The following is a 20,226-nucleotide window of genomic DNA, read 5'->3' as shown; positions in this document are numbered from 1 at the left end:
TCGTCCTCCAATGGCTCACAAAAAGGGTGCGTCCAGCTCGCGTAACGGTCGCGATTCCGCGGCCCAGCGACTCGGCGTGAAGCGCTTCGGTGGTCAGGTTGTCAGCGCCGGTGAAATCCTCATCCGGCAGCGTGGCACCAAGTTCCACCCCGGTGACCTGGTCGGCCGTGGCGGCGACGACACACTGTTCGCGCTCGCCGCCGGTTCGGTCCTGTTCGGCACCAAGCGCGGTCGTAAGACCGTCAGCATCGTTCCTCAGCAGTAGCTTTCAGGCTTTGCGGGCCGCGGACCTCAGGGTCCCGGCCCGCTTCGCTTTTCCGAAGTGCGGGGTCGACCTCGCTGGAAGGATTGACGCCGTGGCGACGTTCGTTGACCGGGTCGTTCTGCATCTGCAGGCCGGTGACGGGGGGCACGGTTGTGTCTCGATCCACCGTGAGAAGTTCAAGCCGTTCGGAGGCCCGGACGGCGGCAACGGTGGGCACGGCGGCAGCGTGTCGCTGGTGGTCGACCCGCAGGTGACAACGCTTCTCGACTTCCACTTCCACCCGCACGTCAAGGCCGACAACGGCAAGGGCGGCGCGGGGTCGAACCGGGACGGGGCCAACGGTCGCAACCTGGTGCTCAAGGTGCCGAACGGCACAGTCGTGCAGACCACCGACGGCACCGTGCTTGCCGACATGGTCGGTGCGGGCACGACCTTCGAGGTGGCCCGCGGCGGGCGTGGCGGGCGGGGCAACGCCTCGCTTGCCAACGCCAAGCGCAAGGCGCCGGGCTTCGCCGAGCTGGGTGAGCCCGGCGACCAGTTGGACATCGTGCTGGAGCTCAAGAGCGTCGCCGACGTGGGCCTTGTGGGCTTCCCGTCGGCCGGCAAGTCGTCGCTGATCTCGGTGATCTCCGCCGCGAAGCCGAAGATCGCCGACTACCCGTTCACCACGCTGGTGCCGAACCTCGGCGTGGTCCGGGTGGACAACCACACCTTCACCGTCGCCGACGTGCCGGGCCTGATTCCGGGCGCGGCCACCGGCAAGGGGCTGGGCCTGGAGTTCCTGCGGCACATCGAGCGTTGCGCGGTGCTTGTGCACGTCATCGACTCGGCGACCCTGGAGCCGGGCCGTGACCCGGTCGCCGACATCGACGCCATCGAGGCCGAGCTGAGCCAGTACGGCGGGCTGGCCGACCGGCCGAGGCTGGTGGCCGTCAACAAGGTCGACGTGCCCGACGGCCGGGACCTCGCCGAGATCGTGCGACCCGACCTGGAGGAGCGCGGCTACCGGGTGTTCGAGGTCTCCGCTGCCACCCGTGAAGGGCTCAAGGAACTGACGTACGCGATGGCCGACCTGGTCGACGCGGAGCGTAAGGCAGCTCCGCCGGCCGAGCCGACGCGGATCGTGATCCGGCCGATGGCCGTGGACGACGACGGCTTCACCATCACTGCCGAGACCGACGGTTCGTACACGGTTCGTGGCGTCCGGCCGGAGCGGTGGGTCAAGCAGACGAACTTCGACAACGACGAGGCCGTCGGATACCTGGCGGACCGGCTGGCCCGGCTCGGCGTCGAGGACAAGCTGGCCAAGGCGGGCGCCCAGCCCGGTGACCTGGTGCGGATCGGTGAGCGCGAGTTCGACTGGCAGCCGACGCTCTACGCCGGCGTGGACTTCGTGCCCGGCAACCGGGGCACCGACGTCCGGCTGGAGGAGAAGTCGAACCGGGCCTCGGCGGCGGAACGGCTCGCCGCGCGCAAGGCCCGCCGGGTGCGTTCGGCCGACGAGGTGGGCGCGGACGCGTCCGACGACGAGGACTTCGAGGACGACACCGAGTAGTCCGTTGCCCTCCGTGACCGGGTTGACTTCCGGAAACCTCCGCGAAATCCGGCCCGCCTAACGTCGGGTGATGCTGATCGAGTCCCGGCCCGCCACCGATCCCGAGATCGCCACACTGGTCGTCGCCCAGCAGCGTGAGCTGCGTACGGCCGACGGCGGGCTGGACGGGCAGGTCACCGTCACCCACGACGACATCCGTTACCTTGCGGTGGTGGCGAACGGCCAGGCCGTCGCCTGCGGCGGCCTCCAGTCGCTCGACGCCAGCACGGGTGAGATCAAGAGGATGTACGTCAGGCCGGCGCACCGGGGACGGGGGATCGCCCGCCAGTTGCTCGCCGCGCTTGAGGAGTTGGCGTTCCGGCAGGGGCACTCGGTGGTCCGCCTGGAGACCGGCACCTACCTGCCGGCAGCGCTCGGGTTGTACGCCTCGTGCGGATACGACCGCATCCCCGTGTACGGGGACGTGGGTAACCCGTACAGCGTCTGTTTCGCCAAGCGGCTGCCGGTCGCGGCCTGACGAGGACGGGGTTCACGCCCCGGTCTCGGCGTGCGCCACGGTGACCGGCTTCGACTCGGCCGAGCCGCGCCGCACGAGGTACGCGGTGAGCAGCACGTAGCCGCCCATCATCGACGTGCTGATACCCGCGACGGTGTGCCCGCGAAACCCCGAAGGGGCAGGTCAGGGTCGGTCGAAGGGGGTGTCCAGCCGCCCGCCCGTGCCGACCTGGTTGGACAGCAACAGCCCGAGCGCGATCATGCCGAAGCCGAGCGCGAGGTGCAGCCAGTTGTCGGCGTTGTTGACAGGCAGGAAGTTCGCGCCGCCCGCCTCGTCGAGCCCTTCGACCACAAGCCCGTACAGCCAGAGGGCGAGGTAGATGGCGCCGCCACCGGCCAGGAAGAGCCGGGCGCCGGCGATGCTGCGGGCCATCACGAGGCCCACCAGCCCGAACAGCAGGTGCACAGCGTTGTGCAGGATCGAGACCTGGAACAGCCCGAGCAGCCGGGCGTCCGAGTGGTGCCCGGCGAAGCGCAGCTGCCCGTAGTCGGTGGTGATGCCGGGGATGAAGCCGAGGACGCCGATCAGCAGGAAGAGCGCGGCCGCGACAAGCGCGGCCTGCTGTACCCGGGGCCGTGGCGCGGCAGGTCGACCACCTCGCGCGTCTCGTGCCATCCCTGCCCCCTCCGTGGATCCGCCGGCCCGCCAATGTCGCTGTCCGTGTCGGCGACGTTACGCAGCCCGACGATCCTCCATTTTGAAGTCGACAGGGGCCTCTCCGCAGAGAAATGCGCGAAGAGGTATGGAAGCGGATTCGCAGGGTAGGTCAATTGTCGGCGGCCACGGCGCCACGGCCGCATCCCCCAGCACACCGCGACGACTTTCCGAGCGGAAGGGAAATCATGACTTACGATCTTTCACCCACCACTTCGACGTACCCGCAGGAGTCCAGCAACGGCGGAGGCGTGCGCGAGCAGGCCCGCCAGGTCGGGTCCGAGGCGGCGCACGCCGGTGGCGCGGTCGCCCAGACCGCCAAGGAGCAGGGCACCGAGGTCGGCCGCGAGGCGGCCCGGCAGGCCCGCAACCTCTACGGCGAGGCGCGTACCCAGCTCGCCAGCCAGACCGGTGAGCAGCAGCGGCGCGCCGCTGGCGGGCTGCGCTCGATCGCCGACGAGATGCGCTCCATGGCCGAGCAGGGTGGCCAGACCGGACCGGTGAGCGAGCTTGCCCGACAGGCCGCCGACCGGGTGCACGGCGTGGCCGGCTGGCTCGAGGAGCGCGAGCCCGGCGACCTGATCAACGAGGTACGCGACTACGCGCGGCGCAGCCCGGGCACCTTCCTGGTCGGCGCTGCCGTCCTCGGTGTGCTGGCCGGCCGCCTGACCCGTGGCATCTCGGCGGGTAACGACGACAACGGCAACGGATCGGCCTCCTACCGGGGCGCCGGGGCGTACGACCCGGAGCAGACCGCTGTGATTCCGACGCCGTCGCCGGTACCTCGCCCCGCCCCGAACGCCGCCCCGCCGGGTGGCTACCTCGACCCGACCCCGGGCACGTACAGCGAGCCGACCTCCGGTGGTTACACCGACCCCGCGCCTGGCGGCTACACCGACCCGACGCCGGGCGGCTACACCGACCCCGCCCCGGGTCGGGCCGGCAGCTACTCGGAGCCGTCCAGCACCGGGCAGCCGCTGCCGCCGGTGACCGAGACCGACCCGCTGCCGGGCGTGCCGTCCAGCGGTAGCCCTCGCCCGTGACCCACCGAGATCTCCGAAGGGAGGCGACGGCATGACCATGCCGACGCAGGGGTCCGGACTGGACTCCGGTTACCACCCCGACGCGGGTGCCCCGCACACCGCGGCCGAGGTGAAGGGCAGCTCGCTCGGTGACCTGATGCGTCAGGTCACCACCGACCTGTCGACTCTCATGCGCCAGGAGGTCGAGCTGGCCAAGGCCGAGATCCGCCAGGAGGGCAAGAAGGCCGGCAAGGCCGCCGGGCTCTTCGGCGGCGCGGGCTTCGGCGGCTACATGGTGGCGCTCTTCGTGTCCATCGCCGTGTGGCAGTTCCTGGACAACGTCATGGACTCCGGACTGGCCGCGCTGATCGTGGCCGTGATCTGGGCCGTGGTCGCCGCGGTCCTGTACTCCAAGGCCAAGCAGAACGCCCAGCACGTACGCGGGCTCAAGCAGACCAACGACAGCGTGCAGCGGATCCCCGACGCGCTCAAACCCCACCCGGAGGGAGTCACCCGATGAGCACCGATCCTGATCAGATCCGCCGGGAGATCGAAGCCACCCGCAACAGCCTCAGCTCCGATGTGGACGCGCTGGCGTACAAGGTCAGCCCCGGCCGCATCGTCGACGACCGTAAGCAGCGGGCCCGCTCCGCGCTGCAGAATGTGAGGGACAAGGTCATGGGAACCGCATCCGACCTCGGCCACGGCACCGGCCACGCCGCGCACTCGGTGGGCGACCGCGCCTCGTCGGCGGCTTCCAGCGTCAGCGACGCCGCGCACTCGGCGGCCTCGACCGTCAGTGACGCCGCGCACAGCGCGCCCCGGGTGATCCGGCAGAAGTCCCAGGGCAACCCGCTGGCCGCCGGCCTCATCGCGTTCGGCGTCGGCTGGCTGGCCTCCTCGCTGATCCCGGCCTCCCGTCGGGAGCAGCAGGCCGCGACGCAGGTCAAGGAGAAGGTCAGCGAGCACAGCGGAGCGGTTAAGGAGAAGCTGGGCGAGGTGGCCAGCGACCTCAAGAACGAACTGCGCGAGCCCGCCCAGCACGCCGCGGACTCGGTGCGGTCCACCGCCCAGGACGCCGTGCACACGGTCAAGGACGACGGCAGGACCGCCGCGCACGACGTCAGGGACCACGCCCAGCAGGCCCGCCAGCAGGTCAGCCCCTGACCCCACCCACACCATCGCAATCCCGAAAAGCTCGCGGCACCTCCGGTGACCGCGAGCTTTTCGCGCCCCCCACGCGTGCCGCGCGCTCCCCGCGTACCCCCGCGATCTTGCAGTTTCGGTCTGGCTTTTGCGCGCTTGAGGTTTGTTTGTCCGGGCAGGAAGTGCAAGATCGCGGGGTGGGAGGGTGGGAGCGCGGGAGGGTGGGAGGGTGGGGAGGCGCTGGTTAGCGGGGGTGTTTTTGCAGGGCTCGGACGGGGTGTGCGGCGTGCCGGATGCGGGTGCCGGCGTACGAAACGCCGCCGAGCAGGAGTCGTTGGCCTACCGCCAGCCAGCCGCACACCCCGCGCTCCAGCAGCCAGATCGGCGCCGCCAGCGCCGTGCCCGCCGGGAAGACCGCGCCGCCACCGGCACGCCGACGACCCACCTCGGCCAGGGCGACGACGCCGGCTGCCGCGCCGAGCAGCAGCCCCGGCCTACGAGCCGCGACCGCCGCGGCCAGCGCCGGCACGACCGCGAGCGCGGTAAGCAGGCGGGCCGGCTGGGCCAGGTCGTCGTACGCCTGGCGGACCCGCTGGCCGCGGAAGTGCGCGGCGTCCGGCGGCAGCCTGCGTACGTACAGCCAGGCCGGCGCGGCCTCCGTTCCGCCGTACGCGCGCACCGTGCGGATCAGCTCCAGGTTCTCGAAGAGCACGTCGGGGTCGTACCCGCCCATGCCGAGGAAGGTGCTGCGGCGCACCGCCAGGGTGCCCGGGTAGTCCGCGCCGAGCGCCCGGTTGAGCAGCGTCCGGCCGGTGTCCCACCAGGCGTGCCAGGGCAGCGGGTCGAAGTAGTTCTGCGGCCGTACCAGGTCGACCCGGTCGAGCATTCGGTGTACCGCGAGCAGCCCGGCCTCGTCGTACCGGATGTCGTCGTCGGCGATCACCACGTGCTCTTGGCGAGCCGCGGCGACGCCGGTGAGGACCCCGAGCACCTTGCCGTTCGCCCCGCGTAGGGCGGGATCGGGTGGGAGGTGCCGGACCAGTCCGCGCCACGCCGCGGCGTGGCGGGCGAAGAGGGCAGGTGCCGAGCCGTCGACCACGAGCACCTCGACCCGCTCGGCCAGCCAGCGCAGGTAGCCCGTCAGCTCGGCCAGGCCGGTGTCGGAGTGCCAGCGCAGCGGCAGAACGTACGCCATCGGTAGCCGGACCGCCGACGTGCCGACGCCCCGACGGCGCTCGCTGGCGTCGATGGACAACGGGTGCCTCCTGGTCGGGGTCGTGGTTCGTGCCTGCCGCAGCACTCCCCGCTCAGCGGGCGATCAAACCGGCGTGTCGTTTCGACCGGTCGGCTCGGGGTAGCGCTGCCCGGGAAGGCTGTCCATCCCCGGACGTCCGGGTGGAGGAGACGACATGACCAACAACGGAACGAGGTGGGCGCTGCTCGGTGTCACAGCGGTGACCGCCGCCGGTGTCGGTAGGGCGGTCGCCCGCCGCCGGCGTCGGCACCAGCCCGACCGGCAGGACGGCTGGTACGTCGTGCGCCGCGCGGTGACGGTGGACCGGCCCCGGGACGCGGTGATCGGGTTCTGGACCGACAGGGAACGGCTGGACCGCGCGCTGGCCGAGTGGGCCACCCTGGAGCAGCTCGACGAGCGGCGCTGGCGGTGCGTGGCCCGCGACCGGAACGGCGGCGACACCGAGTGGCGGGCGGAGATCACCGTCGACGGGCCGGGCGCGCTGCGCTGGCAGGTCGAGGACGGGCCGGTGCCGCAGCACGGACGGGTCGAGCTGGCCGAGGCACCGCAGGGCCGGGGCACTGAGATCCGGGCCGAGCTGCGTTACCGCTCCGGGCCGCTGCGGCGGATGTTCGGCCTGGCCAGCGGCCACGAGCCGGACCTGGCGTTGCGCGACACCCTGCGCCGGGTGAAGGCGCTCGTCGAGTGCGGCCAGGTGATCGACACCCGGCGCGACCCGTCCGGCCGGACTGCCGTCCAGGAGAAGGCGACCGACCGGATGCGGGAGAAGCTGATGACGGGAGGACGGGCATGAGGGCGCTCTGCTGGGAAGGCGTCGGCAAGCTTGCCGTCCGGGACGTGCCGGAGCCGAAGATCCGCGCCGATGGGGACATCATCGTCCGGGTCCGGGCCAGCAGCGTCTGCGGCTCCGACCTGCACCTGATCAACGGATACCTGCCGGCGATGCGGGAGGGTGACATCCTCGGCCACGAGTTCATGGGCGAGGTGGTGGAGGTCGGGCCGGGCGTACGGCAGCACAAGGTCGGCGACCGGGTGGTGGTCGGGTCGGTGGTGGCCTGCGGTGGCTGCTGGTACTGCCGGACCGAGCAGTACTCGCTGTGCGACAACTCCAATCCGCAGCCGGTGTTCACGGAGAAGCTGTGGGGGCACTCGCCGGCAGGCATCCTGGGCTACTCGCACGCGGCTGGTGGTTACGCCGGCTCGCACGCCGAGTACATCCGGGTGCCGTTCGGTGACGTCGGCGCGTTCGCGGTGCCCGACGGAGTGCCGGACGACTCGGTGGTGTTCGCCTCCGACGCGATGCCCACCGGGTGGATGGCAGCGGACTTCTGCGGGCTCACCGGCGGTGAGGTGGTAGCCGTCTGGGGTGCCGGTGGCGTCGGTCAGATGGCGGCCCGGTCGGCGCAACTCCTCGGTGCCGAGCGGGTCATCATGATCGACCGCTTTCCGGACCGGCTTGCCACGGCCGCCGACCGGGTCGGTGTGGAGACGATCAACTACGCCGAGACCGACGTGCTGGAGGCGCTGCGCGAGCTGACCGGTGGACGTGGGCCGGACGCCTGCATCGAGGCCGTCGGCATGGAGTCGCACGATGTCGGGCCGACCTACGCGTACGACCGGGTGAAGCAGTCGGCCCGGTTGCAGACCGACCGGCCGACCTCCGTACGCCAGGCGATCATGGCCTGCCGCAAGGGCGGCACGGTGAGCATCGTCGGCGTCTACGCCGGGCTGATCGACAAGTTCCCGCTCGGCGCGGCGATGAACAAGGCGCTGGTGTTGCGGATGGGGCAGATGCACGCGCAGCGCTACATCCCCATGTTGCTCGACCGGTTGGCCGCCGGCGAGATCGACCCCGGCTACCTGGCCACCCACCCGATCCCCCTTGAGGAGGGTGCCCGGGGTTACGAGATGTTCGAGAAGAAAGAGGACGGGTGCCTCCGGAGCGTCCTGCACCCCTGACCCCTGCCGTACCATCGCCCCGCCGGTCTGGTTCCTGGCCGGCGGGGCAGGTCAGGTGGCCCGACGGATGGCGGTGAGGGTCATGCCGCTCGGTGGCAGGGCCGGCATCTGGCTCAGATCCAGCCGCAGATCCTGCGGCGGCACGTCGTAGGTCATGGCGCTCGTCAGGTTGGTGACCGCCCGCTTCATCAGGTCGATGGTGATCCACTCGCCAGCGCAGCGGTGCCCGGCGAAGAAGTCCCCGCCGCCCTGTGGGATCAGCTCGAACGGGTCCACCCGGCGGCCGGCGAACCGTTCCGGGCGGAACAGCTCCGGCTCCGGCCAGAGCGTCGGGTGGTGATTGGTGCCGTAGAGGTCGAGGAGCACCCGCCGCCCCCGGGGAAAGTGGTGGCCCTCCCAGTCGAAGGAGCGCCGGACCCGGGCGGCGGACGAGGGAAAGAACGGGTAGTAGCGGCGTATCTCCTGGACGAACTGCTCGGTGGCCTCGTCGCTGTCGCGGACCCGCTGCCGCCAGGCAGGGTGGTCGTGCAGGGCGAGGGCCGCGAAGGCGACGTACCGGTCCACGGCGACCACTGGGCGCAGCACGTTGAGCAGCTCGACAGCGGCGATCCGGCGGGGAAGCAGCGACCCCTGCGCGTCGCGGTGCTCGGCGATCACCTGTAGCGCGCTGCCGGGCGGCGCCGGATGGGTGCCCACCCGGGCCCGCTCGATGAGGTCGCCGATCCAGCGTTCGGCCCGGCGGCGGGCGAGCAGGCCCCGCCAGTGCCGAGGGCCGACCATCGCCGGGCCTTCGATCATGGCGTGCAGCTCGACGGTCCGGCGGTCGACCTGCGAGGTGACAAGCGGCACCCCGGCCCAGGCGCAGACCACCTGGGTCAGCAGGCGACCCGTCTCGTCGTAGAGCCGCACCGGCCCGGCGGCCTCCCAGGCGGCGATCCGGGTCCGCCACTCGTCGTCGAAGAGCTGCCCGAGCCTCCGGATGTTGTCCGGCGTCATGATCGACATGAACATCGCCTTGCGGTCGGCGTGCTCCGGGCCGTCCAGCCCCTGCACCCCGCCTCGGCCGGTGAGCGTGCGCTGCACCCGCAGCGGCATCGCGTTGCGCCGCTGGAAGCGCTCGGGGTCGTAGAACAGCGCCGCCGCCGACCTGCCGCGCAGGCAGATGGTCGGCGTCAGCAGAATCCGGGTCTGGAAGGCATCGCTGCCGTACCTGTCGCAGCGCTCACCGATGAACCGGTACCCGGCGCGGAGGAACGCGAGGGTGCTGTCCGGGCTGCGGTCGACCGGCAGGGTCGCCATCGGTGTCTCCTCACGCGCAGGTGGCGGCCGTCGACCACCGGCCGCCTTCGCGTTGTGACTACCCCGGTCGCCGCCGCTGAATCACGCCGACCGGGCCCCGCTGGCCCCTCCCAGGAACGGCGGAACCTGGTTGGCTTGCTGGTGAGGCCGCCGCCTGCCGGCGGGCCTCGAAGGCCACGGCCACGGGGAGGGCGCGATGCGGGAGAACAGATCGCCACACTGGCGGCAGCGACGGGCGGCCGGGAAATCGGGCGGGGGCCGCGACGACCGGCCGCTGATCGGGCCGCCCAGGCGGCCCACCCGACCGCACCGGTTCTTCACGGTGCACCTGGGCTTCACCGCGCCGGGCACGGCCGACGCCCGCGAGGTGGCAGTGTCGTACGCCGAGGCGCTGAGCCTGCTCCGCCCGGAGTTGGCACTCGGCGCGGCGGCCCTGTCACCGGCCGACGCCTGGCACCGGGCCGAACGACTGTTCTGCGGGGCGGTCGGCCCGGACGGGGAGCGCTGCGTCGACGTGGCCGACCATCCCGGCTTCCACCACGCGCCGGGTCCCGGCGGCCTCGGTTGGGGCGACGGAGACGGAGACGGCGACGGAGACCACGATGGCTGACGACGGGCGGCGACACCGCCCTTCGGCGCCCGGTCGCAGTCAGTCCAGGTCGAACTCGCCGTCCTGCGCGCCGGCCACGAACGCGTCCCACTCGGCCTGCGTGAAGACGAGCACCGGTCCCTCCGGCTCGGCGGAATTGCGCATCCCGATCAGGTCGTCGACGAAGGCGACCTCGACCGCGCTGTCGGAGGTGTCCCCCTCGGCCCGCTGCCAGACCGCCCGGGAGAGGTCGAAATCGCCCTTGGGGTGCTCCGCCATGGTTCTTTCCTCCAGTGCCGAGGGCCGTGTGGGGACCGATTGCCGATCCCCATCGGGCAGGATAAGCGGATGCCGAGCCTGACCCGTGTAGAGGCGACCGCGCGTGGCGCGACGATTACCGTCGAGTCCTATCAGGTGGACATCGACCTGACCGGTGGCGGTGACCTGTTCCGCTCCCGCGTCGAGATCCGGTTCCGGGCGACCCCCGGCGCCGCGACCTTCGCCGAGATCAAACCCCACACCCTGCTGGGTGTACGCCTCAACGACCGCGACCTGGACCCGGGCGTGCTTGCCGACAACCGGCTGCCGCTCAGCGACCTGGAGGCGGACAACACGCTTGTCGTCGAGGCGGAGATGGCCTACTCCAACACCGGGGAGGGGATGCACCGCTTCGTCGACCCGGCCGACGGCGAGACCTACCTCTACGCCGTGACGTTCCTCGACAACGTGCAACGCATCTTCGCCGCGTTCGACCAGCCTGACCTGAAGGCGTCGTTCGTGCTCGCTGTGACCGCCCCGCCGGAATGGACAGTCGTCGGCAACGCCGAGCTGACCGCCAACCCGGCCCCCGGGCGCTGGGAGTTCGCCCCGACGGCACCGCTGGCCACGTACTTCTTCTCGCTGATCGCCGGGCCGTACCACGTGCGGCAGGCCGAGCACGACGGCGTACCGCTGGGCATCTACTGTCGCCGGTCGCTGGCCGAGCACCTGGACGCCGACGCCGAGGAGATCTTCACAGTCACCCGGCAGTGCCTGGACCGGTTCCACGAGCTGTTCACCGAGCGCTACCCGTTCGGCAAGTACGACCAGGCGTTCGTGCCCGAGTTCAACGCCGGCGCGATGGAGAACCCGGGCATCGTCACCTTCCGCGACGACTACGTGTTCCGCTCGGCGGTCACCGACACACAGCGCGAGCTGCGGGCCACCACCATCGCCCACGAGATGGCGCACATGTGGTTCGGTGACCTGGTCACCATGCGCTGGTGGGACGACCTGTGGCTCAACGAGTCCTTCGCCGAATACCTGGGCACCCGGGTCACCGCCGAGGCGACGCGCTTCGACCAGGCGTGGACGACGTTCGCCATGCGCCGCAAGGCCTGGGGGTACGCCGCCGACCAGCGCCCCTCCACCCACCCGGTCGCCCCGGAGGAGGTGGCCGACGCCGAGGAGGGCCTACTCAACTTCGACGGCATCTCGTACGCCAAGGGTGCCAGCGTGCTGCGGCAGTTGGTCGCGTGGCTCGGTGACGAGGCGTTCCTCGCTGGCCTGAACGCGCACTTCGCCGCACACCGCTTCGGCAACGCCACCCTCGCCGACCTGCTGGCCAGCCTCTCCACCGCGAGCGCGAGGAGTGAGCTTGCGAGCCCCGCAGTCGCGAGTAACGACGGCGCCGCGAGCGCGAGGAGTGAGCTTGCGAGCCCCGCAGTCGCGAGCAACGACGGCGCCGCGAGCGCGAGGAGTGAGCTTGCGAGCCCCGCAGTCGCGAGTAACGACGGCACCGCCGCCAGCGGCCGGGACCTGTTCGACTGGGCGCAGCGGTGGCTGCGCAGCCCGCAGGTAAACACGCTGCGCGCCGAGGTGGCCGTCGATGCCGACGGCCGCTACAGCGAGGTGGCCGTCGTGCAGACCGCGCCCGAGTCGGCAGCGGTGCTGCGCCCGCACCGGATCGGGGTGGGCCGTTACTCGATGGACGGCACTGTGGAGCGTGACGAGGTCGATCTCGACCCCGCTGTCGACGGTGGCCGTACCGTGCTCGGCGCGCTGACCGGGGCACCGGCGGCCCGGCTGCTGCTGCTCAACGACGGCGACCTCACCTTCGCCAAGGTGCGCCTCGATCCGGCCTCGGCCGACGCCGTTCCGCTGGTGCTGCCCGGTCTCGCCGACCCTCTCACCCGGGCGGTGCTCTGGGGCGAGGCGTTGGACGCGGCGACCGACGGGGAACGGCCGGTCACCGGCCTTGTCGACCTGATGGTCGCCGCGCTGCCCGCCGAGATCGAGGTGATCATCGCGGAGGACGTGCTGACGCTCAGCAGGTCGCTTGTCGACCGCTACCTCGACCCGCTGGCCCGGTCGGCGGCGCTGGCCCGGATCGCCGGGGCGTGCCGGCAACTGCTCGACGGCGCACCGGCGGGGGAGTCCCTCCAACTCGCTGCCGCGCGAGCATGGGTCGCCGCCACCACCGACGTCGATCTGCTCACCGGCTGGCTCGCCGGTCGCGACGTGCCGGCCGGGCTGAAAGTCGACGCCGAGCTGCGCTGGTCGGTGCTGTGCCGCCTCGTCGTGCTGGGCGCGGCCGGTGCAGCGGAGATCGCCGCAGAGGTGGCCGCCGATCCCAGCTCCGCGGGTGCCGAGCGGGCCGCCCTCTGCCGGGCCGCCCTGCCGGAGCCGGCCGCGAAGCAGGCCGCCTGGGAGGTCATCGTGCGGGGCACCGAGCTGTCCAACCGGCTGCTGGAGGCGACCGCCGAGGGGTTCTGGCAGCCCGAGCAGGCCGAGCTGACCGCCGCGTACGTCGAGCGGTACTTCGCCGAGATGCCGGCCGCCGCCCGTGGACGTACCCCGTGGACGGCCGATCGGGTGGCGAAGCTGGCGTTCCCGCGCTACGCCGTGGCGCAGCCGACCCGGGAGGCCGCCGCGGCGCTGCTGGCCCGCGACGACCTGACCCCGGGTCTGCGTCGGGTGGTCACCGACGCAGACGACGACCTGCGCCGCGCGCTTGTCGCCCGCACGGCGGTGGCCGCGGCGGCGGCCTGAGCCGAGCCGGCGCGGGCGGCGAATCGGGACTGCCCGTGTCGCTCCGGGCGCGGGGTGGCCGGTGGGTCACCCCGCGCACCGGAACGTCAGCGCAACGCCGGGTCGGCAGTGACCGGGGCGTCCCAGTCGATGACGTAGCGCTGCTCGTGGGCGACTGTCTTCTCCGGGTCCATCGCGGTGCGCACGAGCAGCGGCATCAGCAGCGGCATGAGCGTGCGGGCGACCGGCCCTGGCGCTTTGGCGTGGTTGATGCGGGCCGCGCGGGCGGCGACCTTCTCGACCCGGGCGCGGCGCAGTCGCACGAACGCGGCAAGGGCCGACTCCACGTCCGGCAGGTCGCGCAGGCAGCGGGCGAGTTGCACGCCGCTCTCGATGGCAAGCGACGCTCCCTGCCCGGAGCTGTTCGACGGCGCGTGCGCCGCGTCGCCGACCAGCACCATCCGCCCCCGATACCAGTGCGGCACCTGCGGCATTATCTGCAACGCCCCGACCACCTGGAGTTCGTCGGCGTCGCTGGTCGCCGTCAGCTGCCGGCCGGGGTCGTCGTCGCCGTAGCTTTCGCGCAGGGTGTCCAGCCACTGCGCCGCCGGTACCGCGCGGGCCTCGACGAGGCTCAGTGGCCGCTGGTACGGCAGGTTGGCACCCCACCGGGTGCCGCCGCCGGGCTCCGGCCAGTACAGGTAGTAGCCGCGCCTGCCGAACGCGAACGTCATGGTGCCGGGCTCGGCGTCCACCTCGTGCCGCGCGACCGCCTCGAAGCCGAGCAGGCCGGTGAAGCGGGGGCCGGGAGCGGCCGGGTCGATGAGGCTCCGGACCGTGGACCGGATGCCGTCGGCGCCGACGAGGATGTCGGCGGTGGCGGTGCTGCCGTCCTCGAAGCGGGCTGTCACACCGCTGTCGGTCTGGTCGGCGTGGACCAGCCGCCTGCCGTACGCGAACGGAACGCCCTCGGAGACCGCCCGGTCGTGCAGGACGCGGTACAGCGCGGCCCGGTGCACCACGCGCAGTGGCGGCGCCCCGGCCAGTGTGGGCAGGTCGACGCGTCGACGGCCGACGGCCATCACGGTGCGCTCGATCGGGGTGGCGATCGCCGTCACCGCCTCGCCCGCGCCGACCGCACGCAGCGCCGCCACGCCGTTTGGCGCGAGCGCGAGGGTGCCGCCGATTCCGCCGGCCCCGCTGGCAGTCTCCGGGTACGCCTCGTACACGGTGGCGGTGATGCCGGCGCGGCGTAACGCGAGTGCCGTCACCGGCCCGGCGATGCCGCCGCCGATGACGATCGCGGTTCGTACCGTGGTCATGTTCTCTCCCTGTGGTTCGTCGGTGCGTGCGCGTGCGAACCGACCTGGGAGGGACCCGGTTATCCTCGTGGTTGCCGCATTCGGGCCGGGTGTCCTGCACAGGTGTCGGTTCGAGGTAGGGCTCCGGCGGGGTGTTGGCGCACCCCGCCGGAGCCGTTTTTTCAGTCGGTGGTGTCGGGGTCCTGGCTGGTCCTCTCTGCCAGCTCGGTCAGCTCGGCCGGCATCTCGCCGGTCTCGTGGAAGGTCCGCCAGACGTCCAGGCCCGGGTAGGTGCCCGAGGTCAGCTCGCCCAGTAGCCCGCGCAGCCAGGCCGCCTCCGCGGCCCGCATGGAGATGTCGTATTCCGACTCGATCAAGAACAGTCGCGGGATCTCCCGCAGGTGGGTGTCGAGCGTGTCGCGGTCCCGGCGGATCGCGCCCTCCAGCAGGTCGAGTCGCCGGCGCAGCAGGTCCGTGGCCTCGTCGGGGTGCAGGGCGGCGAGCACGGAGAGGCCGGCGCGGAAGCGGGGGTGCTCCGGCTCCGGCGTGGAGACCAGTTCGCGGGCCCAGTCGACAAGCTCAGCGCGCCCCGCCTCGGTGATCCGATAGACGGTGCGTTCCGGACGTCGGCTGTCGCGGACGCTCTCCACGGCCGCGATCAGCTGGTGTTTGTCCAGGTTGCGGACCACTGTGTAGAACGATCCCCACTTGAACTGCATGTCCTGGTCCTTGCCCCAGGCGCGCAGTGTGGTGGCGATCTCGTACGGGTGCATGGGCCGCTGGGCAAGTGCGGACAGCACGGCAAGCGCGAGCAGGTTGCCGACCTTGCGCCGCTTCGGCATGACGGGCCTCCCGCTCTCGCCCTCGATTACTTGTCTACGAGTATATGCACGCGAGTAGCGGCGCCGCGACCCTCGACGTCGCTGCCGACCGCACCTCCGGGCCAGGGTGGCCAGCCATCAGACTCCGCCTACGATCATCGGGTGGAGGAAGACATCCGGCGGATCGGGATCATGGGTGGCACCTTCGACCCGATCCACCACGGGCACCTCGTGGCGGCCAGCGAGGTCGCGGACCGGTTCGGCCTGGACGAGGTGGTATTCGTCCCCACCGGGCAGCCGTGGCAGAAGGCCGACGAGATGGTCAGCCCGGCCGAGGACCGCTACCTCATGACCGTCATCGCCACGGCCTCGAACCCTCGCTTCCAGGTCAGTCGGGTCGACATCGACCGCAACGGGCCGACCTACACCGTCGACACCCTGCGCGACCTCCAGGCCGAGTACGGCCCCAAGGTGCAGTTGTTCTTCATCACCGGTGCGGACGCCCTGCAACGCATCCTGTCCTGGAAGGACCTGGACGAGATATTCGAGCTGGCCCATTTCGTGGGGGTGACCCGGCCCGGCTTCCCGCTGACCGACAAGCACCTACCTGCGGACACTGTCAGCCTGATCCAGGTGCCCGCGATGTCCATCTCGTCGACCGACTGCCGCGCCCGGGTCGCCCGGGGTGAGCCGGTCTGGTACCTCGTGCCCGACGGTGTGGTGCAGTACATCGCCAAGCGCCGCCTCTACCAGCGCTGATTCTGCCCAGTATGGGTGCCTTCATGCCCTTAACCGACCAGAACTGACGGGTCGGGGCGTCCCCGGGTGTGAGACGCTTGGAGGATCGCACGGTTGATCGAAGGAGAACGGTGACAGTTTCCGAACGCGCTCACGAGCTGGCTATCGCCGCCGCCCAGGCCGCCGCCGACAAGAAGGCGCAGGACATCGCGATCATCGACGTCGGCGACCAGCTCGCCATCACCGACGCGTTCCTGCTCGCCGCCGCCCCCAACGAGCGTCAGGTGCTTGCCATCGTCGACGCCATCGAGGAGCGCCTGCTGGAGCTGCCGGAGAAGGCCAAGCCGGTGCGGCGCGAGGGTGAGCGTGGCGGCCGGTGGGTGCTGCTCGACTACGTCGACATCGTGGTGCACGTCCAGCACACCGAGGAGCGCGAGTTCTACGGGCTCGACCGCCTCTGGAAGGACTGCCCCACCATCCCGTTCGTCGACCGCGACCTGGTCGAGGCCGACGCCAGCGGGTCCGCCGCAGCCGAATGACCCGACTGATCGTCTGGCGGCACGGCAACACCGACTGGAACGCCGCCAACCGCGTCCAGGGGCAGACCGACGTACCCCTCAATGATCGGGGTCGCGACCAGGCCCGGACCGCCGCGCCGCTGCTCGCGGCGCTGCGGCCCGACGCCATCGTGTCCAGCGACCTGAGCCGCGCCGCGGACACCGCCGCGGCGCTGGCCGCGCTGACGGGGCTGCCGGTCCGCACCGACGCCCGGCTGCGCGAGCGCCACTTCGGCAAGTGGCAGGGCCTGCACCTCACCGAGGTCGCCGAGCAGTTCCCCGAGGAGTACGCGCGCTGGCGGGCCGGTGACCCCGCCCCGGGCGCGGATCTGGAGCCCCTTCACGACCTCGGCGAGCGGGTCAGCGCCGCACTGCGGGAGGCGGCCGACGCCGCGACCGGCGGCACCGTGGTGGTCGCCACCCACGGTGGCGCCTCCCGGCAGGGCATCGGTCACCTGCTCGGTTGGGACAGGGGGGTGCTGCGCACGATCGGCTCCCTGGCCAACTGCCACTGGAGCGAGCTGCGGCACGACGACCGCGCGCCGGCTGTCGGGCGCGCCCATGACGTCGGTGGCTGGCAGTTGCGGGCGCACAACGTCGGCCTGGTCACCGCCCCGGTGGTCGTCGACGCGATCTAGGCGCTTCCGCCTCGTCGTTCGCCGTCCCGATCGGCTACGGTGCCGGGCATGCCCGTCGCGGTCGTCACCGACTCCACCGCCTACCTCTCGCCCGAGCTGGTGCAGCGCCACCACCTGACCGTCGTCCCGTTGACCGTCGTGCTCAACGGTGCGGAGGGGCTGGAGGGGGTGGACACCCAGCCGGCCGACGCCACCCGGGCGCTCAGTGGCCGGCGGGTCTCGGCGACCACCTCCCGGCCAGCGCCCGAGCAGTTCGCCCGGACGTACCGCCAACTGCTCGACGCCGGGGCCGACGGGGTCGTCTCCGTGCACATCTCCGCAGGCCTTTCCGGCACCGTCGAGGCCGCCCAACTGGCCGCCGCCGACTTCGGCGGCCGGGTCGAGGTCGTCGACAGTCGCTCCACCGGCATGGGGCTCGGCTTCCCGGCCATCGCGGCAGCCACCGCCGCCGAGGCCGGTGCCGACCTCAACGGTGTACGCGACGCCGCGCTCGCCGCCGTCGCCCGTACGACCGTCTGGTTCTACGTCGACACGTTGGAGTTCCTCCGCCGGGGCGGCCGGATCAACGCGGCCGAAGCGCTGTTCGGCACCGCTCTGTCGGTCAAACCGATCATGCACATGCCGGACGGGGCGATAGTCCTGCGCGAGAAGGTCCGCACCGCCAGTCGAGGAGTGGCCCGGCTCGTGGACCTGGCCGTCGAGGCGGCCGGGGACGACGACGTGGACCTCGGTGTGCACCACCTGGCCGCGCCGCAGCGAGCCGAGGCGTTGCTCGCCGCGCTCACCGAGCGGCTCGGCGACCGGCTGCACGACACGTACGTCTCCGAGGCTGGTGCTGTCGTCGCCGCGCACGCCGGCCCGGGGCTGGCCTGCGTCGTCGTGCACCGCCGCAGCTGAGGTGCTCTCTTCGCCGCTTCGCCGCTCCTCGGGCGACCGTCCGGCCCATAGCAGATCGAGGCATGATCAGGGCGTTGTCCACAGTGGCGTTCGTTGTCCACAGGGTGGATGCGGCGTGACCTGTAGCACCGCCCGCCGCCCTAGCGTCACCTCGTGTCGCACGACGAGGAGACAGAGGTACGCGAGCGCCTGCGCCGGCTGACCGACCCGCTGGCGGGCGGGTTGCCTCCGGCGAGCGGGCTGCCGCTAGTGGGCGGGCTGTCTCCGGCAGGCGCTCTCCCGCTGGCGGGTGCGCTGCCTTTGGCGGGTCCGGCGGGCGCGTTGCCGTCGGTCGGTGCGCCGCCGCCATGGGGTGAGGTGCCGCTCGCGGGTGCCTCGCCTGGTGCGCTGTTGGCGCAGGGCGAGTCACTTCCGAGCGGCGTACCCCCGATCGGGGTGTCGTGGAGCGACCCACCGGTTGGTGTGGTGCCGCCCCGGGCCGGGGTGCCGCACGTGGAGCCGGCGACGGACGGCCCTGCGGCCCAGCCCGCGTCGTCGCTGCCCGGTCCGGGAGCGTTCGATCCGGGACGGCGCGGTGTGCGGGCGCTGGCGGTCGTCGCCGCGCTCGTGGTGCTCGCCGCCGCAGGCTGGGCCTGGCGTTCCCGGCCGCACGCGGAGGCGGTCACCCCGCCGGGCGGCGAGGTCGCCACGGTCAGCCCGGCGGGTGACGCAAGCGCGTCCGGTGCCGGCGAGCTGGTGGTGGCGGTCGCGGGCAAGGTCCGCAAGCCCGGCCTGGTGCGGCTGCCGGCCGGTTCGCGGGTGGCCGACGCGGTGCAGGCGGCCGGTGGCCCGCTGCCCGGTGTCGACGTGGCGCTGCTCAACCCCGCCCGCAAGGTCACCGACGGCGAGCTGATCGTGGTCGGGGTGACGCCACCGCCGGTGCCGGCCGGCGCGGTCGGCCCGGAAGCCGGTGGGGTGCCGCCCGCCGGCGGTCCGCTGAACCTCAACACCGCCACGCTGGCCCAGCTCGACTCGCTGCCCGGTGTGGGGCCGGTGCTCGCCCAGCGGATCCTCGCCTACCGGGACCAGCATGGCGGCTTCAAGGGCGTCGACGATCTGCGCCAGGTCGACGGGATCGGCGACGCGCGATACGAGCAGCTCAAGGACCTGGTGACGGTGTGAGCGGCCAGCCCGTCGTCGGCGACCCGACCCCGCCGGACCTCCGGCTGGCCGGCCTGGCTGTCGCCGCCTGGCTCACCGCGCTCGCCGGTCTGCACGTCGGTGCCCGCCCGCTGCTGCTGGTGGCCGGCGTGGTGGCGGTGTTGACGGCGTTGAGCACCCTGCACCTGCTCGGCCGCTTCGGGCGGCCCCGGGCAGTGACCCGCCGGTACGGCTGGATCGCCGTCGCGGTCGGCCTCGGCGTGCTCTGCGGTGCGGCGGCGACCAGCGCCCAACTGGCCGTCCGGGACTCGCCGCCGATCCGGGCCCTGTCCGAGGCGCGCGCGCCGGTCACCGCCGACCTCGTCGTCCGGGACGACCCGCGCTCGATCCGGTCCGCCGGGCGTCCCGGCATGCTGCTGGTACCGGCCCGGCTGGTCCGGCTCACCGGTCCGGACGGCGAAAGGATCCACGCATCGGTGCGACTGCTGGTCCTTGCCACCGACCCGGCGTGGCGAGGGCTGCTGCCCGGCCAGCGCGTGACAGCCGAAGGGCGACTCGGCGTACCGCACGGTGGCGACCTCACCGCAGCGGTGCTGAGCACCACCGGGCCGCCCGAGCGGCAGGGCACGCCATCCTGGGCGCAGCGTGCCGCCGGTACGCTGCGGGCCGGCCTGCAACGCGCCTGCGCGCCCCTGCCCGACGACCCCGGTGGGCTGTTGCCGGGCCTGGTGGTGGGCGACACCAGCCGCCTGCCACCCGCCGTCGAGGAGGACTTCCAAGCCACCGGCATGACGCACCTCAATGCCGTCTCCGGCGCGAACGTTC

At 72.2% G+C, this 20,226-nt stretch carries 21 protein-coding genes and 1 pseudogene; 16 read left to right on the top strand and 6 right to left on the bottom strand.

All coding sequences use genetic code 11. The annotated features are described in order from the left end of the window. The first annotated feature begins 10 nt into the window (after positions 1-10). The 3 genes from rpmA (at position 11) to ACPXB1_RS22625 (ending at position 2,337) form a co-directional block, all read left to right on the top strand. Positions 11-265: a 50S ribosomal protein L27 gene (gene rpmA / locus ACPXB1_RS22635; protein ID WP_043966727.1), complete on the top strand. Its 255-nt coding sequence runs from the start codon at positions 11-13 to the stop codon at positions 263-265. A 91-nt stretch (positions 266-356) separates the two neighbouring features. After that, complete coding sequence (obgE, locus tag ACPXB1_RS22630) at positions 357-1,820, top strand: GTPase ObgE (RefSeq protein ID WP_355598044.1); 1,464 nt, start codon at positions 357-359, stop codon at positions 1,818-1,820. Between the two features lie 70 nt (positions 1,821-1,890). Next, a complete protein-coding gene (locus ACPXB1_RS22625) occupies positions 1,891-2,337 on the top strand; it encodes a GNAT family N-acetyltransferase (protein ID WP_355598042.1) in 447 nt (148 codons plus the stop codon). 162 nt (positions 2,338-2,499) lie between these two features. On the opposite strand, the gene ACPXB1_RS22620 is transcribed toward ACPXB1_RS22625, so the two are convergent. Beyond that, a complete protein-coding gene (locus ACPXB1_RS22620) occupies positions 2,500-2,991 on the bottom strand; it encodes a DUF4383 domain-containing protein (RefSeq protein ID WP_355598040.1) in 492 nt (163 codons plus the stop codon). A gap of 227 nt (positions 2,992-3,218) precedes the next feature. On the opposite strand from ACPXB1_RS22620, the gene ACPXB1_RS22615 reads away from it, so the two are divergent. Genes ACPXB1_RS22615 through ACPXB1_RS22605 form a run of 3 tightly spaced genes read left to right on the top strand, consistent with a single transcriptional unit; the run spans position 3,219 to position 5,219 of the window. Beyond that, positions 3,219-4,073, top strand: coding sequence for a hypothetical protein (locus ACPXB1_RS22615; RefSeq protein ID WP_355598038.1), 855 nt, complete (start codon positions 3,219-3,221; stop codon positions 4,071-4,073). A gap of 31 nt (positions 4,074-4,104) precedes the next feature. After that, on the top strand, positions 4,105-4,572 hold the full coding sequence (locus tag ACPXB1_RS22610) for a phage holin family protein (protein ID WP_355598036.1): 468 nt from the start codon (positions 4,105-4,107) through the stop codon (positions 4,570-4,572). Further along, entirely contained in the window at positions 4,569-5,219 is a 651-nt protein-coding gene (locus ACPXB1_RS22605) for a DUF3618 domain-containing protein (protein ID WP_355598034.1), read from the top strand. Before ACPXB1_RS22610 ends, ACPXB1_RS22605 begins: the two co-directional genes overlap by 4 nt. Before the next feature lie 223 nt (positions 5,220-5,442). Here the strand turns inward: ACPXB1_RS22605 and ACPXB1_RS22600 are convergent, their stop codons facing one another. Continuing rightward, complete coding sequence (locus ACPXB1_RS22600) at positions 5,443-6,453, bottom strand: glycosyltransferase (protein ID WP_355598032.1); 1,011 nt, start codon at positions 6,451-6,453, stop codon at positions 5,443-5,445. Positions 6,454-6,607: 154 nt separating this feature from the next. On the opposite strand from ACPXB1_RS22600, the gene ACPXB1_RS22595 reads away from it, so the two are divergent. After that, the gene (locus tag ACPXB1_RS22595; protein ID WP_355598030.1) at positions 6,608-7,246 is read left to right on the top strand and encodes a cyclase; all 639 of its coding nucleotides are present in this window, start codon (positions 6,608-6,610) and stop codon (positions 7,244-7,246) included. Next, positions 7,243-8,412 carry a zinc-dependent alcohol dehydrogenase gene (locus ACPXB1_RS22590; protein ID WP_355598028.1) on the top strand — a complete coding sequence of 390 codons (1,170 nt, stop codon included), beginning with the start codon at positions 7,243-7,245 and terminating at the stop codon, positions 8,410-8,412. The genes ACPXB1_RS22595 and ACPXB1_RS22590 overlap by 4 nt, the downstream gene beginning before the upstream one ends. A gap of 51 nt (positions 8,413-8,463) precedes the next feature. Here the strand turns inward: ACPXB1_RS22590 and ACPXB1_RS22585 are convergent, their stop codons facing one another. After that, positions 8,464-9,711 (bottom strand): cytochrome P450, encoded by a 1,248-nt coding sequence (locus tag ACPXB1_RS22585; protein ID WP_355598026.1) that lies wholly within the window; start codon positions 9,709-9,711, stop codon positions 8,464-8,466. Between the two features lie 196 nt (positions 9,712-9,907). Between ACPXB1_RS22585 and ACPXB1_RS22580 the strand changes: the two genes are divergently transcribed. Further along, positions 9,908-10,321 carry a hypothetical protein gene (locus tag ACPXB1_RS22580; protein ID WP_355598024.1) on the top strand — a complete coding sequence of 138 codons (414 nt, stop codon included), beginning with the start codon at positions 9,908-9,910 and terminating at the stop codon, positions 10,319-10,321. A gap of 39 nt (positions 10,322-10,360) precedes the next feature. Here the strand turns inward: ACPXB1_RS22580 and ACPXB1_RS22575 are convergent, their stop codons facing one another. Next, positions 10,361-10,579, bottom strand: coding sequence for a DUF397 domain-containing protein (locus tag ACPXB1_RS22575; RefSeq protein WP_053656052.1), 219 nt, complete (start codon positions 10,577-10,579; stop codon positions 10,361-10,363). A gap of 69 nt (positions 10,580-10,648) precedes the next feature. Between ACPXB1_RS22575 and pepN the strand changes: the two genes are divergently transcribed. Further along, positions 10,649-13,330, top strand: coding sequence for an aminopeptidase N (gene pepN, locus ACPXB1_RS22570; protein WP_355598022.1), 2,682 nt, complete (start codon positions 10,649-10,651; stop codon positions 13,328-13,330). Positions 13,331-13,416: 86 nt separating this feature from the next. Here the strand turns inward: pepN and ACPXB1_RS22565 are convergent, their stop codons facing one another. Both ACPXB1_RS22565 and ACPXB1_RS22560 read right to left on the bottom strand, forming a co-directional pair. After that, entirely contained in the window at positions 13,417-14,631 is a 1,215-nt protein-coding gene (locus ACPXB1_RS22565) for an FAD-dependent monooxygenase (protein ID WP_355598020.1), read from the bottom strand. Positions 14,632-14,792: 161 nt separating this feature from the next. Further along, positions 14,793-15,452 (bottom strand): PadR family transcriptional regulator, encoded by a 660-nt coding sequence (locus ACPXB1_RS22560; RefSeq protein ID WP_355598018.1) that lies wholly within the window; start codon positions 15,450-15,452, stop codon positions 14,793-14,795. A 141-nt stretch (positions 15,453-15,593) separates the two neighbouring features. Here ACPXB1_RS22560 and nadD point away from each other — a divergent pair, with 141 nt between their 5' ends. The 6 genes and pseudogenes from nadD to ACPXB1_RS22530 all read left to right on the top strand — a co-directional run. Beyond that, positions 15,594-16,190 carry a nicotinate-nucleotide adenylyltransferase gene (nadD, locus tag ACPXB1_RS22555; RefSeq protein ID WP_053656060.1) on the top strand — a complete coding sequence of 199 codons (597 nt, stop codon included), beginning with the start codon at positions 15,594-15,596 and terminating at the stop codon, positions 16,188-16,190. Positions 16,191-16,300: 110 nt separating this feature from the next. Then, positions 16,301-16,708, top strand: a complete 408-nt coding sequence (gene rsfS, locus ACPXB1_RS22550; protein WP_053656062.1) for a ribosome silencing factor — start codon at positions 16,301-16,303, stop codon at positions 16,706-16,708. After that, positions 16,705-17,364, top strand: a complete 660-nt coding sequence (locus ACPXB1_RS22545; protein ID WP_425735757.1) for a histidine phosphatase family protein — start codon at positions 16,705-16,707, stop codon at positions 17,362-17,364. Before rsfS ends, ACPXB1_RS22545 begins: the two co-directional genes overlap by 4 nt. A 48-nt stretch (positions 17,365-17,412) precedes the next feature. After that, positions 17,413-18,261: a DegV family protein gene (locus tag ACPXB1_RS22540; protein ID WP_355598014.1), complete on the top strand. Its 849-nt coding sequence runs from the start codon at positions 17,413-17,415 to the stop codon at positions 18,259-18,261. 153 nt (positions 18,262-18,414) lie between these two features. Continuing rightward, complete coding sequence (locus tag ACPXB1_RS22535) at positions 18,415-19,422, top strand: helix-hairpin-helix domain-containing protein (protein ID WP_425735756.1); 1,008 nt, start codon at positions 18,415-18,417, stop codon at positions 19,420-19,422. Beyond that, a pseudogene (locus tag ACPXB1_RS22530) lies at positions 19,419-20,225 on the top strand (ComEC/Rec2 family competence protein); the annotation flags it as partial. The gene ACPXB1_RS22535 and the pseudogene ACPXB1_RS22530, both read left to right, overlap by 4 nt. Position 20,226 lies beyond the last annotated feature (1 nt).

It is taken from the genome of Micromonospora sp. DT68, assembly GCF_049847245.1.
GTDB classification, from domain to species: Bacteria; Actinomycetota; Actinomycetes; order Mycobacteriales; family Micromonosporaceae; genus Micromonospora; species Micromonospora profundi.
The sequence above is the reverse complement of the archived record's forward strand: the minus strand, read 5'-3'. Positions and strand labels throughout refer to the sequence as shown.